We start from the raw sequence: 13,170 nt of genomic DNA, 5'->3' as shown, positions 1-13,170 counted from the left end.
TAGGGTAGCGCGATGTGTACGCCTACAACGCCGATGATCTTGCACGCCGCGCGGCCGAGGCGCCGAAGGGCGCACAGCTCGCGCCGGATTCGCGCGGGGATTTCTCCCGCGACCGCGCGCGCGTGCTGCACTCCGCCGCGTTGCGACGCCTCGCGGACAAAACCCAGGTCGTCGGCCCCCGCGACGGGGACACCCCGCGCACGCGCCTGACGCACTCGCTCGAGGTCGCTCAGATCTCGCGCGGCATCGGGGAGGGCCTCGGCCTCAACCCGGACCTGTGCGAGATGGCCGGCCTCACCCACGACATCGGCCACCCGCCGTACGGCCACAACGGGGAGGTGGCGCTCAACGAGGTCGCGCCCGCCGGCTTCGAGGGCAACGCGCAGACGCTGCGGATCCTGGCGCGCCTCGAGCCGAAGGTGCTTGTCGGCGGCACCTCCTTCGGCCTCAACCTCACTCGCGCGTCCCTTGATGCAGCGGTGAAGTACCCGCGGACAAGGACGAACGCGGACGGGTCGCTGAACCGCAAGTACTCCGCCTACGACGAGGACGCCGCGATTTTGGCCTGGGCGCGCGAGGGCCACGCGGACGCGCTGCCGCCGCTGGAGGCGCAGGTGATGGATTTCTCGGACGACATCGCCTACTCCGTCCACGACGTCGAGGACGGCATCGTCTCCGACCGCGTTTCGCTGAGCGTGCTGTGGGACCTCGTTGAGCTCGCCGCGCTCGCCGAGAAGGGCGCAGCGGCGTTTGGCGGGGACGCCGACTCGCTCGTCGACGCCGCGGACCGCCTGCGCGCCCTGCCCGCCATCGCGGCGGCCACGGAGTTCGACTACACCCTTAGCGCGTGGGCGGGCCTGAAGGCGCTCACGTCGCAGCTGGTCGGGCGCTACGTTGGCGCGGTGACGAAGGCGACGCGCGAGGACGAAAGAAACCGCGCACTCGCGGAACCCGCGGCTGCTGGGCCGGGCCTTGGACGCCAGCACGGGCGCCTCGTCGTCCCGCCCGACGTCGAGGCCGAGGTCCGCCTGCTCAAGACCGTCGCCGTCATCTACGTCATGGACCAGCCCGCGCATCAGGCGCGCCAGGATCGCCAGCGCGACCGCATCTACCGCGTGCACGAGTACCTCCGCGCCGGCGCGCCGGGCACCCTGGACACGATGTTCCAGGGTTGGTTCGCGGCCGCGGAGACGGACGCGGAGCGCGAGCGCGTCATCGTCGACCAGATCGCCTCCATGACGGAGTCCCGCCTCGAGCGCACCGCGAAGAAGGCGGCCGCGTTCGAGGGGTTCATCTAGATCACGAGCTCGACGCCCTCGTCCGCGAACACCTCGAGCACACTGCGTAGCGACGCCTCCGGCAGCCCACAATCCGCCACCACCACCCGCTTCACCCGGGTCTCGCGCAGCAGGTCCGCGAGCGCGTCGAGGTTCGCCGCCGCGGGGCGCTCGGCGGCGCCGGCTGGCCCGAACGCGGCGCTGGCGATCGCGCGGCCGAAGTCCTCGAGCGTGCGCACCGGGCGGGCGAGAAAGATCGGGTTCATCATCGGACCTCCATCTGGCAGAAGGATTCGTAGTGGTCGGCGGTGTAGAACCACTCGTCGACGTGGCCGTCCGCGCCCCCGCCGGTGATCACGCGCCGGGCCCCGCGGTGGCGCGCGCCGGGCGTGTCCACGGTGTACTCGCGGTAGTAGTTCTTCGGCTGCTCGGGCAGGTGGCGCTCGTAGTTGCCGAAGCGCTTGTCGTCGTTGTCGGGGTAGGGGTACGGGCCGCCGGCCTTGATGAGGTCGACGGTGTCCCAGGCCTCGCGCGGGAGCTTCCCGCACGCGGGCACGCCGGAAGCGGTGCTCGGGGAGGCGGCGGTGCTCGGGGAAGCGGGGGAGTCCGAAGGTGGCGTCGATACGCAACTGCTTAAAAGCAGGCACGCGAGCAGGGCGAGCGGGCGTTTCATAGGGCAACATCGTGCCACGCGCTAGAGTGAGCGCCATGGCAAGGGGCAGGATTCCGGATAGCGACATCGAGGCTATCCGTCAGCGCGCGCCGCTCGACGAGATCGTTGGCGAGTACGTGCAGCTCAAGCCCGCCGGGCACGACTCGCTCAAGGGCCTGAGCCCGTTCAAGGACGAGAAGACGCCGAGCTTCCACGTCCGCCCCGCGCACGGCTACTACCACTGCTTTTCCACCGGCAAGGGCGGCGATGTCTTCTCCTTCCTCATGGAGATGGAGCAGCTGACGTTCCCCGAGGCCGTCGAGGCGGTCGCGGACCACATCGGCTACCACATCAACTACCAGGGCGGATCCACGGGCGCGCGCAACGTGGACCGGGGCACGCGCCAGCGCCTCCTCGCCGCGAACGCCGCCGCGCACGAGTACTTCCGCGAGCAGCTCGAGACCGCCGACGCGAAGCCCGCGCGCGACATGCTGTTCCAACGCGGCTTCTCCCGCGAGCTCATCTACGACTTTGAGTGCGGCTTCGCGCCCCGCGGCTGGGACCCGATGACGAAGCACCTGCTGCGCAAGGGCTTCGAGGTGCAAGAGCTTCTCGACGCAGGCCTGTCCTCCATGGGCAAACGCGGGCCCATCGACAAGTTCCGCGGCCGCCTCATCTGGCCGATCAAGGACACCGCCTCCAACGTCATCGGCTTCGGGGCGCGCAAGCTGTTCGACGACGACCCGCTGGGCAAGTACATCAACACCCAGGACACGCTGCTGTACCACAAGTCGAAGGTGCTCTTCGGCATCGATAAGGCGAAGAAGAACATCGCGGAGAAGCACCAGACCGTGGTGGTCGAGGGGTATACCGACGTCATGGCGATGCACGCCGCGGGCGTGGACACCGCCGTAGCCACGTGCGGCACCGCGTTCGGCGCCGACCACATGAGCCTCATCCGCCGCCTCATGCTCGACGACAGCTTCTTCCGCGGCGAGCTCATCTACACCTTCGACGGCGACGAGGCCGGCCAGAAGGCGGCGGTGCGCGCCTTCCAGACCGACGCGGAGTTCGGCGCGCAGTCCTTCGTCGCGGTCGCCCCCGACGGCATGGACCCCTGCGACCTGCGCCTTTCGCGTGGCGACGCCGCCGTGCGCGACCTCGTCGCCTCCCGCGTGCCCGTCTACGAGTTCGTCATCGAGTCGTTGTTGAAGGACTACCCGTTGGATTCGGCGGAGGGGCGCGTCCAAGCGTTACGACGCACCGTGCCCGTCGTCGCCACCATCGACGACAAAGTCCTGCAGCAGGAGTACGCCCGTCGATTGGCCGGCTGGGTGGGCTGGCCGAACCCGGACGAGGTGCTCGAGCAGGTCCGCGCCGAGGCCCGCAACGCGAAGAAGCCGAAGAAGCAGCTGCGCGCGCCCAAGTCCCAGGATCCCGCTGGCCCCGGCGCCGGTTCCGGTGCTGGCCCCGGTGCTGGCCCCGGTGCTGGCCCCGGTGCTGGCCCCGGCACCCAATCCGAGATCCTCATCCCGCCCCGCCCCGACGATCCCGTCCTGTGGCCGCAGCGCGAGGCGCTCAAGCTCGCCCTGCAGCACCCGGACACGGCGGGCAACTACTTCGACGGCATCAACCCCGACGCGTTCACCCACGACGCCTACCGACAGGTCCGCGAGGCCATCACCGCCGCCGGCGGCTGCGCCCGCGCGGGCGACGCCTCGAACTTCCTCGCCTCGGTGGCGGGGGAGATGCGCGACTACGCCGGCCGCAACTTCGTCTCCGAGCTCGCGGTCGAGCCCATCCACGCCGACGACCTCGACGAATACGCCGACTCCGTCCTCTCCCGCCTCCAAGAAACGCGCGTCGGTGGCCAGATCGCGCAGCTGAAGTCCCAGCTCCAGCGCATGCGCCCCTCCGACGACGAGGAGGCCTACAACGCCCTCTTCTCCGACCTCGTCGCCCTCGAGCAGGCGCGCCGCGACCTCAACGACCGCGCCTTCCGCGGCAACCGGTAGCCCCGCGCCGCGCCCGCCCCGCGCCGGCCCGGCCCGCCCCGCCCCGCGCCCCGCCCCGCGCCCGCCCCGCATTCTCGCGGAAACCGGCTACCTACAACCGGCTACCGGGCCCAAAACCGCCGGGTAGCCGGTTGTAGGTAGCCGGTTTTGCCGCGATGGGGGGGACTCGGCGCCACTGGCCGGGCTCGCACAGGGCGGCCGGGGTGTGTCAGAGGGAATTAGGACAATGTTGACCTCAATCCCTCAACACACCACCCCCCACCCACGCCGAGGTTCCTACGCCTGGTCGGCGGCGAACTTACGCGCGGCCCACTCGACGGCGTCCAACGGCAGCGACGGATCGTACGCGTCGCGCGCGGACTTCAACGCGGAGAGGTACTCCCCGTACTCCGCAGCGGACCAGGCGGATTCCGACGAAAGCCCAGCCACAGCGGCGCGCTTCGAGCAGATGATCACCGGCTTCGACGCATCACCCGGCGACTGCTCGCCGGCGAGGAAGTACGCCACCGCAGACGCCGGCTTCGGCGCGAGGCCGGTGGCGAGCAGGGACGAGTAGGCGTCGATAGGCGAGGCGCCCTCGAGCCCCCGCACCGCCGACAGCAACTGGGCGGCGTTGCCCTTGTTGCGCAGGAATGACTGCAGCTGCATCACCTCGTTGGACTGCCCGGCGACGTAGGCGAAGCAGGCGCCGAGGAAGTCGATGACCTGCTCGCGCGCGTAGCCGGACTCGACCACGTCCGCGGCGAACGCGAAGACCTCGGAGCGCGTGATGGAGGCGGTGGCGTCGTCGCGAAATGGCGGCACGCGACGCAGGTGGTGCGGCCACCCGGTCTTCCAACGGATGGGGGAGAAGGTCACGGAATCGCCCAGGACGTCGGCGGACGTCGGCTTCACTGCCTCGAGGGCTTCTGCAATCTGAGTCATGCGCCCCATTCTAAAGCCCCTACACTTGCCCACCATGACCGCAACCGTCCTGCTTCTCGACCCCCGCTGGCCCACCCTCATCCCCCTCCACCTCGCCGGCCGCATCGGCGGCACCGTCGAGTTCACCTTGGAGGTCCCGGTCGCGGTGCGCTGGGCGCTGGACACGACCGAGGGCGACGGCCACTGGCTCATCACCACCGACGAGGCGCACGCGCGCCGCCTCGAGCAGGGCGGCGCCACCGTCGAGCGCGCCGCCAGCCTCGCCGACCCCGTCTACCAGGCCACGAGCACCATGCACGCCGCCCGCCGCCGCGGCGAGTGGGAGCAGGCCATGACGCACAAAAGCCTCCTCCCGTACCTGCGGGAGGAGGCCGAGGAGGTCGCGGAGGCGATCCAGAGCGGTTCGCTTGACGACGAACTCAAGCAAGAACTCGCCGACCTCCTCCTCCAGGTGCTCTTCCACGCCGAGCTCGCGGCGGAGCGCGGCGCCTTCGACTTCGCCGACGTGGCCGACGCGTTCGTGCAGAAGATGCGCCGCAGGGCGCCGTATTTGTTCGATGGGTCCGAAGGGCTCGTCGATAAGCAGACGCAAGACCGCCTGTGGGCGGAGGGGAAGGCGCGCGAGCGCTAGCGGACGAGGCCGATGACGGTGCGGATGTCCGGCAGGCCGGCCTGCGAGGACAGCTGCGAGCTCATGGCGAAGAACTGGTCGAGCGGCGTGGCCGGGTCGGGCTTGACGATGCCGCACTCCAGCGCGCGGTCCGCAAGCGTGTTCACGGTGGACGCGGACGCGATGCGCAGCGCGGCGTCCTGGCCCACGACGGCGTTGACGTTCTGCACGAGCTGGCCGCGCGTGGTGTCCGGGCCGACCATACGGGTGGCGGTGAGCGAGGTGCGCAGCACGTCGCAGTTCGCGTTGGCGACGCCGCCGTTGAGCAGCTTGATCAGCTCGAGCGACGGGGCCTGGGTCTGGGCCGGGGCCTGGGCCTGGGTCTGGGCGTGGGCCGGGGCGGCGGGGCCGGCGATGGCGGCCGCGGCGACGAGGCCCGCGGCGGCGACGGAAGCGAATCGGCGCATGGGGAGGGATCCTTTCAAGGCGGGGGAGAGGACGGTTGTCCACGGCATACATTACCTGTGACGCAAGTGCCGTGTGCGACTCAAGTGTCTGTTGAAGCGAGCGGCGAGCGCGAGCGCCGCGGCGGCGTTGGCGCCCGGTACACTTTCCGCCCATGACTGCACCCCGGCGAGCATCCCGGCGAGCATCCCGGCGCGTGGCCCGCGGCTGCGGCTGCGCGGGTCTCGTCGCCGCGGCCGCCGCCGTCATCGCGGTGGTGGCGCTCGCCGCGTGGCTGCTCTCCGCGTTCGGCGCCCACGGCACACGAGACGCGCACGAGCCGCTGCGGCCGGTGCCGGTCACCGTCCCGCCGCCGACCGCCGCCGAGCCGCCGCGTATCGACGTCCACGCCCCCGGCCGCACCTCCGACCAGCTCTTCGACTGGTCCCAGGACATCGGCAACGCCACCAACGTGAACGGCCAGGCGATCCGGGCGTACGCGAACGCCGCGCTCATCGCGCAGGAGGCGTGGCCAGAGTGCCACCTGAGCTGGAACACGCTCGCCGGCATCGGCTGGGTGGAGACACGCCACGGCACGTATACGGGCATCTTCGAGAACTCGAAGCTCGACGAGAACGGCTACCCGGTCCCGCGGATCATCGGCCCGGCGCTCGACGGGAAGAACTTCGCGCTCGTGCGCGACACCGACGGCGGCGAGCTGGACAACGACCCGGAGTTCGACCGCGCGGTGGGGCCCATGCAGTTCATCCCCGAGTCCTGGGCCCGCTACGGCCGCGACGCGAACGGCGACGGCAAGGCGGACCCGCAGCAGATCGACGACGCCGCGCTCGGCACCGCGAACCTGCTGTGCAACTCCGGCGGCGCGACCAGGGATCTCGCCACGGAGCAGGGGTGGCGCGACGCCATCTTCGCCTACAACCAGTCGAACGACTACGTGGCCAAGGTGCGCGACGCCGCGGCGAACTACGCGCAGAACCAACCCGCCCACCGCTAGCGCGGGGCTACACTGGTCTGCGGAACAACTGCACTCTACGTATCAAGGAGTCACCATGGCCGACATCATGCACATCTTCGCCCGCGAGATCCTGGATTCCCGCGGCAACCCCACCGTAGAGGTCGAGGCGCTGCTCGCGGACGGCTCCCGTGGTCGCGCGGCGGTGCCATCAGGCGCGTCGACAGGTGAGCACGAGGCGCACGAGCTTCGCGACGGCGACGAGCGCTACGGCGGCAAGGGCGTGCAGAAGGCTGTCGATAACGTGAACGAGGTCATTGTCGACGAGCTCGCGGGGTTGGAGGCGGACGACCAAAGGATCGTCGATACGCTGATGCTCGAGCTCGACGGCACCGAGAACAAGTCGAAGCTCGGCGCGAACGCGATCCTCGGCGTGTCCATGGCGGTGGCGAAGGCCGCCGCCGACGCCGCGGAGCTGCCGCTGTACCGCTACATCGGCGGCCCGAACGCGCACCTGCTGCCGGTGCCGATGATGAACATCCTCAACGGCGGCGCGCACGCGGATTCCGGCGTGGACGTCCAGGAGTTCATGATCGCCCCGATCGGTGCGGAGAGCTTCCGCGAGGCCCTGCGCATGGGCACCGAGGTCTACCACGCGCTGAAGAGCGTGCTCAAGGCGAAGAACCTCTCCACCGGCCTCGGCGACGAGGGCGGCTTCGCTCCGTCCGTGGGCTCGACGCGCGAGGCGCTCGACCTCATCGTCGAGGCGATCGAGAAGGCCGGCTACACCCCGGGCAAGGACGTCGCGCTCGCGCTCGACGTCGCCTCCTCCGAGTTCTTCGAGGACGGCCACTACAACTTCGAGGGCGGCCGCCACACCGCTGACGAGATGGCGAAGGTCTACGCGGAGCTCGTGGAGAACTACCCGATCATCTCCATCGAGGACCCGCTGGACGAGGACGACTGGGCCGGCTACACCAAGCTCACCGCCGAGCTCGGCGAGAAGGTGCAGATCGTGGGCGACGACTTCTTCGTTACCAACCCGAAGCGCCTGGCCAAGGGCATCGAGGAGAAGGCCGCGAACGCGCTGCTGGTGAAGGTGAACCAGATTGGCACGCTCACCGAGACCTTCGACGCCGTCGAGCTCGCGCACCGCAACGGCTACCGCACGATGATGTCGCACCGCTCCGGCGAGACCGAGGACACCACCATCGCGGATCTCGCCGTGGCGCTCGGCTGCGGCCAGATCAAGACCGGCGCACTGGCGCGCTCGGAGCGCGTGGCCAAGTACAACCGCCTGCTGCGCATCGAGGAGGAGCTCGGCCCGGCCGCCGAGTTCGCGGGCCGCTCCGCGTTCCCGCGCTTCAACAAATAAGCATTAGCTTATCGACGAGCCGAAGGTTCAACAGGTATCGTTGCTCCCCGTGAATACGGAAACCCCGGCGCGGTTCCGCCTCGCGGGAGCCAACTGCCACCGTAAGGTAGGAACCATGTTTGACAACCTGACGGTGGACACCATTGCCGAGCGCACCGACCACGCGAGTTTCGACCGTGGCCAGAAGATCGACCCGGGGCGCGTGGAGATCGTGGAGCGCGGCGACGACGTCGTGCGCGCCAAGGTCACCGCGCCCTACGAGTACCACGTCTGCCTCGAACTCGACGGCACCGACCTCGTGGCCACGTGCGACTGCAAGATCGAGCACGAGTGGTGCCGCCACGCGGTGGCCACGGCGCTCAAGCTCATCAACGAGCGCGGCGGCGAGATCTTCGACCCCGCGATGCAGGCCGCGGCCGCCGCGGAGGCCGTCTTCGACGACGAGGTGGACACCTACCTCGCCGCGTTGTCGCGCGAAGAGCTCATCCAGGTCGTGCGAAACCTGCGCGTCGCCCAGCCGCGCATCGACCTTTCCCTCGAGGTCGGCGCGGCCGAGCACCGCGGGGGCCCGCGGGCAGTCGGCGAGCGCATCTCGCAGCGCGTACAGCGTCTCGCCCGCAAGAACCCAGGCTGGTCCGCGCGCCTGACCGCGGAGGCGGCGCAGGAGTGGTTCGATCTCCTCGACGTCTGCTCCGCCTGTATCGACCGCGGCTGGGGCGCGGAGCTCGTCGTCCCGCTCGAGTCCGCCACCGAGGGCATCGGCCAGATGCTCTTGCGTACCGACGACTCCTACGGCGCCCTCGCAGACGCCTACCGCACCGCGATCATCCTCCACCTCGCCGCGTACCGGCAGTCCCCGCCGACGCCGGGCGAGGTCGTGGAGTGGATCAGCTCCCTCGTCTTCGAGGAGTACGGATTCGGCGAGCCTGACCTGGACGACTACGCCGAGTGGCTGGACATCGAAGCCGTCGACGAGATTGAGAACCGCCTGGACAAGCAGGACACCCACGCGCACTACGACGACTCCTTCGAGTACCTCCGCGAGGGCATCGCCCGCCTGCGCGGCGACGACACTGCACTCGAGCAGATGCTCTCCGGAGACGAACTGCTGGAGTTCTACGAGGAGCGCGCCCGCGACGAGGACGCGCGTGACCTGCTCACCCAGGCCGCCGCGGAGCGTGTAAGCAAGAAGCGCCTCGGCCTCGGTGGCACCGGCGTGTCGCTGGAGGCCCTCACGAGCCGCCTCGACCGCTACTTCGGCCCCGGCAGCCTGCTCGCGTTCCGCACGAAGTTCGCGAAGGCCCACCCGGGCCGCGGCTTCCGCGAGCTGCTCGCCGAGGACGGCGTGACCCCCGAGATGGCCATGGGGGTCATCGAATCCGCCCCGAGCTGGCTGCGCGCCAACCTGCAGCTGCTCTACGCCATCCGCTTCGACGACTTCGACCTGGGCTACGCCGTGGCCACCGAGCACCCGCGCCCGGAGGAGCTCGACCCGGAGCTCGTCTTCGAGATGGGCACCGCCATCGGCGTGAACGTCGACCGCGCCCGCGGCACCGAGCTCATGTTCACGCTCGCCGAGCACTTCGCCGCCGCCGGCGACCTGCCCAGCTACAAGCGCCTGGAGTCCGAGCTGCGCGACATCCGCAAGTTCGTCGCCGACGACGCCGCCGCACTCGAGCGCTTCGAGGCCCTCATCGCCGACATGCGCGAGCGCTACGCCGGCCGCGCCGCGATCCGCGAGATCCTCGAGCGGATCTAAGATCTGCAGGCTATGAAGAACCGCCCCGCCACCCCGCGCAAGGTCCCCGTCGCCAGCCGCGACAAGGAAAACGCCGAGCGCGCCGCGCAGAAGGCGGCCCGCGGCCGTTCGCGGGCCCTGCCGAAGCAGGACATGGTGGGCGTGGTCGTCCTCATCGCCGTGGTACTCCTCGTGCTCATGGCCATCGCCGCGCCGCTGCGCAACTACTACGAGGGCCGCGCCGAGATCGCCCGCGCCAACGAGTCCATCACCCAGCTGCAGGCCCAGAAAGACGCCCTCGAGCGCGACATCGCCATGTACGACGACGACGCCTTTATCAAACAGGAGGCCCGCCGCCGGCTCGGCGTGATGGAGGAGGGCGAGACGGCCTGGCGCATCATCGACCCCCGCATGTCCGCCCCCGAAAACATCACCACCGGCAAGGAAGACATCCCCGACACTCGCTCCTGGCCCGAGGTGATGTGGGACTCGCTGCGCCCCGCCGAGGGCACACCGCTTGACGACGCAGCTTCGCCCGCCCCTGTGGCTCCCGAGGCGCCGGCCGCGCCCGCTGAGGAGCCATCGGCAGAGGAGCCTGTGGGAGAATAGCCCACGATCAACGAGTAAGAACCGTTCGTTATAGACTGAGCCTGTTTGGCTACGCTGAGAAGAAAAGGATTTTCGCATATGCAGGCTGTTGTTACAGGTGGAGCGGGATTCATCGGCTCGCACCTCGTCGATCTGCTGGTGTCAGAGGGACACGCGGTCACCGTGATCGATAATCTCAGCAGCGGGCGGCGCGAGAATATTGCAGAGCACCTCGAATCCGGCGCGGCAGAGCTCCTCGAACAAGATATTCGCGATGCCGATTTCGAAGCCGTATTTCGGCGAGTGGAACCGGAGGTCGTCTTTCACCTCGCGGCGCAAATCGATGTTCGCCGCTCTGTGGAAGACCCGCTGCTGGACGCCGAGATGAATATCGCGTCGACCATTCGGCTCGCGGACGCGGCGCGGCGGTCCGGCGTGCGCAAAGTTGTCCACACCTCCTCCGGAGGATCGATCTACGGCGAGCCTGAGCAGCTACCCGCAACCGAGCAGTTGCACGTTGACCCCAAGTCGCCGTACGCCGCTTCCAAAGTTGCAGGTGAGCTTTACCTCAACGTTTTTCGTGCTCTCTACGGCCTGCAAACAAGCTTCATCGCACCGGCGAATGTGTACGGCCCACGGCAGAATCCATTCGGGGAAGCTGGCGTTGTCGCAATCTTTTCTCGCGGCTTGTTAGATGGGAAGCCGACTCGGGTGTTTGGGGGCGGGACAAACACGCGGGATTACGTCTACGTCGGTGATGTTGCGCGCGCGTTTTATCTGGCCTCGGGTGAGAAGGGGGATGGAGAGCGTTTCAACATTGGAACAGGCGTGGAGACGACCGATCGCGCGCTGCACACCGCAGTTGCCGCAGCTGTAGGTGCCGAGGACAACCCCGCTGACGAGCCCGCTCGTCTCGGGGACGTGGCCCGTTCTGCGCTCAGCTACGATAAGGCGAAAGACGTTCTCGGCTGGGAACCCGAGGTAGATCTCGCCGAGGGTGTAGCCCGAACTGTTGAGTACTTCCGTAATCAATCTGCCTCTAGCTAGGAGCCGCGAGCGAATCTAATCGGAGGCGTGGGACAATAACCCTCATGCAACCCACGCAAGAGCAACTGGACATAGTAGCCGAGCAGCTCGGTCGCGTCCCCCGCGGCGCGCTCGAGGTGTCCTACACCACGCCCGACGGCCAGCCCGCCGTGATCAAGACCGCCCCCAAACTGGACGACGGTACGCCCTTCCCGACGCTGTACTACCTCACCGACCCCCGCCTGACCGCCGAGGCGTCCCGCCTTGAGGCCGCGCAAGTGATGAAGTGGATGGAGGCCCGTCTCGCGGACTCCGAGGAGCTTCAGCGCGACTACCAGTCCGCCCACAAGCACTACCTCACCGAACGCAATGAGATCGAGGACCTGGGCACCGAGTTTTCCGGAGGCGGCATGCCGGAGCGTGTGAAGTGCCTCCACGTGCTCATCGCTTACGCCCTTGCCGAGGGCCCGGAGCGCGTCCGCTTCGGCACCGAGGGAGTGGCTCTTGCCGCCGAACACGGCAACCTGCGCGGTACCGCCATCCCAGCGGACTGGCCGACACTGAATGACCTCGCTATCACCCTCGAGGAAGCGGGGGAGGGGCTGGCATGACCCGCGTAGCAGCCGTTGACTGCGGCACCAACTCCATCCGCCTGCTCATCCACGACACCGAAGCCGGCGAGGTCTCGCGCAGAAATACCATCGTTCGTCTCGGCCAAGACGTCGACGAGACCGGGAAGTTCAACCCGGATGCTATCGAGCGCACCCGCGTCGCCCTTGCGGACTACGTCGAGGAAATGGAGCGCGAATCCGTTACCCGCGTGCGCATGGTGGCCACCTCCGCCACCCGCGACGCCGCCAACCGTGAGGACTTCTTCGCCATGACCCGCGAAATCCTCGGCCGCATCCAGCCCGGAGCAGTCGCTGAAGTCGTTACTGGGGAGGAAGAGGCAGCCCTGTCGTTCCGCGGCGCTACAGCAGACCTAGACGCGTCGCGAGGGCCGTTCTGCGTGATAGATCTCGGCGGCGGCTCCACCGAATTTGTGATGGAAACAGATTCCGGTCTACACGCCAAGTCCACTCAAATGGGATGTGTGCGCATCACGGAACGGTTCATGCGCACCGATCCGCCAACGCAGCAGGAAACCGACGCTGCGCGCGCCTACATCGACGAGCGGATCGCCGAGGCCGCCGCAGAGGTGCCGTTCGATACCGCGCGCACCTTTGTTGGCTGCGCTGGGACATTTACGACGCTCTCTGCCTTAGCACAGGGATTGCCCACCTATGACCCGGAGGCGATCCACATGTCAGGGGTTCCCTTCGGGCGAATGCGCGAGGTGACCGCGAGCCTGCGCAGCAAGACCGCCGTGCAGCGCCTAGAGAACCCTGTGATGCACCCAGGCCGCGCGGACGTCATCGGCTCAGGCTCCACAGTGGTGGAGCAGATGATGGATGCCTTTGAGAAAGCAGCGAACGCGTCAAGCTTTGTGATCAGTGAGAAGGACATCCTCGACGGGATCGTCGCCGACCTGTCGCGCGATTAGAACCG

The 13,170-nt window shown here is 68.5% G+C and carries 14 protein-coding genes; 10 read left to right on the top strand and 4 right to left on the bottom strand.

Annotated elements, in window-relative coordinates:
* The first annotated feature begins 14 nt into the window (after positions 1-14).
* Positions 15-1,298 carry a deoxyguanosinetriphosphate triphosphohydrolase gene (locus CJEDD_RS09130; RefSeq protein WP_042407312.1) on the top strand — a complete coding sequence of 428 codons (1,284 nt, stop codon included), beginning with the start codon at positions 15-17 and terminating at the stop codon, positions 1,296-1,298.
* Here the strand turns inward: CJEDD_RS09130 and CJEDD_RS09125 are convergent.
* Together CJEDD_RS09125 and CJEDD_RS09120 are read right to left on the bottom strand one after the other, a co-directional pair.
* Complete coding sequence (locus tag CJEDD_RS09125) at positions 1,295-1,546, bottom strand: hypothetical protein (protein ID WP_042407314.1); 252 nt, start codon at positions 1,544-1,546, stop codon at positions 1,295-1,297. The two genes, CJEDD_RS09130 and CJEDD_RS09125, sit on opposite strands and share 4 nt — an antisense overlap.
* Entirely contained in the window at positions 1,543-1,950 is a 408-nt protein-coding gene (locus tag CJEDD_RS09120; protein WP_042407317.1) for a guanyl-specific ribonuclease, read from the bottom strand. Before CJEDD_RS09120 ends, CJEDD_RS09125 begins: the two co-directional genes overlap by 4 nt.
* Before the next feature lie 35 nt (positions 1,951-1,985).
* Here CJEDD_RS09120 and dnaG point away from each other — a divergent pair, with 35 nt between their 5' ends.
* A complete protein-coding gene (dnaG, locus tag CJEDD_RS09115) occupies positions 1,986-3,944 on the top strand; it encodes a DNA primase (RefSeq protein WP_042407320.1) in 1,959 nt (652 codons plus the stop codon).
* A 276-nt stretch (positions 3,945-4,220) separates the two neighbouring features.
* Here dnaG and CJEDD_RS09110 read toward each other — a convergent pair whose 3' ends face one another.
* Positions 4,221-4,868 carry an 8-oxoguanine DNA glycosylase OGG fold protein gene (locus tag CJEDD_RS09110; protein WP_042408473.1) on the bottom strand — a complete coding sequence of 216 codons (648 nt, stop codon included), beginning with the start codon at positions 4,866-4,868 and terminating at the stop codon, positions 4,221-4,223.
* A gap of 34 nt (positions 4,869-4,902) precedes the next feature.
* On the opposite strand from CJEDD_RS09110, the gene CJEDD_RS09105 reads away from it, so the two are divergent.
* Entirely contained in the window at positions 4,903-5,499 is a 597-nt protein-coding gene (locus CJEDD_RS09105; RefSeq protein ID WP_042408468.1) for a MazG nucleotide pyrophosphohydrolase domain-containing protein, read from the top strand.
* Here the strand turns inward: CJEDD_RS09105 and CJEDD_RS09100 are convergent.
* Entirely contained in the window at positions 5,496-5,945 is a 450-nt protein-coding gene (locus CJEDD_RS09100; protein WP_042408465.1) for a hypothetical protein, read from the bottom strand. The genes CJEDD_RS09105 and CJEDD_RS09100 overlap by 4 nt on opposite strands.
* Positions 5,946-6,097: 152 nt before the next feature.
* Here CJEDD_RS09100 and CJEDD_RS09095 point away from each other — a divergent pair, with 152 nt between their 5' ends.
* The 7 genes from CJEDD_RS09095 to CJEDD_RS09065 all read left to right on the top strand — a co-directional run bounded on the left by CJEDD_RS09095 (position 6,098) and on the right by CJEDD_RS09065 (position 13,165).
* Positions 6,098-6,937, top strand: coding sequence for a lytic transglycosylase domain-containing protein (locus tag CJEDD_RS09095; protein ID WP_081764564.1), 840 nt, complete (start codon positions 6,098-6,100; stop codon positions 6,935-6,937).
* Positions 6,938-6,992: 55 nt separating this feature from the next.
* Positions 6,993-8,270 (top strand): phosphopyruvate hydratase, encoded by a 1,278-nt coding sequence (gene eno / locus CJEDD_RS09090; protein WP_042408460.1) that lies wholly within the window; start codon positions 6,993-6,995, stop codon positions 8,268-8,270.
* A gap of 115 nt (positions 8,271-8,385) precedes the next feature.
* Positions 8,386-10,029: an SWIM zinc finger family protein gene (locus tag CJEDD_RS09085; protein ID WP_042408458.1), complete on the top strand. Its 1,644-nt coding sequence runs from the start codon at positions 8,386-8,388 to the stop codon at positions 10,027-10,029.
* A gap of 12 nt (positions 10,030-10,041) precedes the next feature.
* Positions 10,042-10,617, top strand: coding sequence for a septum formation initiator family protein (locus tag CJEDD_RS09080; RefSeq protein ID WP_042408456.1), 576 nt, complete (start codon positions 10,042-10,044; stop codon positions 10,615-10,617).
* 78 nt (positions 10,618-10,695) lie between these two features.
* Positions 10,696-11,643, top strand: coding sequence for an NAD-dependent epimerase/dehydratase family protein (locus CJEDD_RS09075; protein ID WP_042408454.1), 948 nt, complete (start codon positions 10,696-10,698; stop codon positions 11,641-11,643).
* Positions 11,644-11,687: 44 nt separating this feature from the next.
* Complete coding sequence (locus CJEDD_RS09070) at positions 11,688-12,233, top strand: DUF501 domain-containing protein (protein WP_042408452.1); 546 nt, start codon at positions 11,688-11,690, stop codon at positions 12,231-12,233.
* Complete coding sequence (locus CJEDD_RS09065; protein ID WP_042408450.1) at positions 12,230-13,165, top strand: Ppx/GppA phosphatase family protein; 936 nt, start codon at positions 12,230-12,232, stop codon at positions 13,163-13,165. The genes CJEDD_RS09070 and CJEDD_RS09065 overlap by 4 nt, the downstream gene beginning before the upstream one ends.
* Positions 13,166-13,170: the final 5 nt, after the last annotated feature.

The organism is Corynebacterium jeddahense, assembly GCF_028609865.1.
GTDB lineage: Bacteria > Actinomycetota > Actinomycetes > Mycobacteriales > Mycobacteriaceae > Corynebacterium > Corynebacterium jeddahense.
This window is presented reverse-complemented; position numbering and strand designations above follow the sequence as displayed.

What these genes read in the sequence shown, in the direction of transcription:
- CJEDD_RS09125 (WP_042407314.1), bottom strand. Translation starts at nt 1,546, where the DNA reads ATGATGAACCCGATCTTTCTCGCCCGCCCGGTGCGCACGCTCGAGGAC.
- CJEDD_RS09120 (WP_042407317.1), bottom strand. Translation starts at nt 1,950, where the DNA reads ATGAAACGCCCGCTCGCCCTGCTCGCGTGCCTGCTTTTAAGCAGTTGC.
- dnaG (WP_042407320.1), top strand. Translation starts at nt 1,986, where the DNA reads ATGGCAAGGGGCAGGATTCCGGATAGCGACATCGAGGCTATCCGTCAG.
- CJEDD_RS09110 (WP_042408473.1), bottom strand. Translation starts at nt 4,868, where the DNA reads ATGACTCAGATTGCAGAAGCCCTCGAGGCAGTGAAGCCGACGTCCGCC.
- CJEDD_RS09105 (WP_042408468.1), top strand. Translation starts at nt 4,903, where the DNA reads ATGACCGCAACCGTCCTGCTTCTCGACCCCCGCTGGCCCACCCTCATC.
- CJEDD_RS09100 (WP_042408465.1), bottom strand. Translation starts at nt 5,945, where the DNA reads ATGCGCCGATTCGCTTCCGTCGCCGCCGCGGGCCTCGTCGCCGCGGCC.
- CJEDD_RS09095 (WP_081764564.1), top strand. Translation starts at nt 6,098, where the DNA reads ATGACTGCACCCCGGCGAGCATCCCGGCGAGCATCCCGGCGCGTGGCC.
- eno (WP_042408460.1), top strand. Translation starts at nt 6,993, where the DNA reads ATGGCCGACATCATGCACATCTTCGCCCGCGAGATCCTGGATTCCCGC.
- CJEDD_RS09085 (WP_042408458.1), top strand. Translation starts at nt 8,386, where the DNA reads ATGTTTGACAACCTGACGGTGGACACCATTGCCGAGCGCACCGACCAC.
- CJEDD_RS09080 (WP_042408456.1), top strand. Translation starts at nt 10,042, where the DNA reads ATGAAGAACCGCCCCGCCACCCCGCGCAAGGTCCCCGTCGCCAGCCGC.
- CJEDD_RS09075 (WP_042408454.1), top strand. Translation starts at nt 10,696, where the DNA reads ATGCAGGCTGTTGTTACAGGTGGAGCGGGATTCATCGGCTCGCACCTC.
- CJEDD_RS09070 (WP_042408452.1), top strand. Translation starts at nt 11,688, where the DNA reads ATGCAACCCACGCAAGAGCAACTGGACATAGTAGCCGAGCAGCTCGGT.
- CJEDD_RS09065 (WP_042408450.1), top strand. Translation starts at nt 12,230, where the DNA reads ATGACCCGCGTAGCAGCCGTTGACTGCGGCACCAACTCCATCCGCCTG.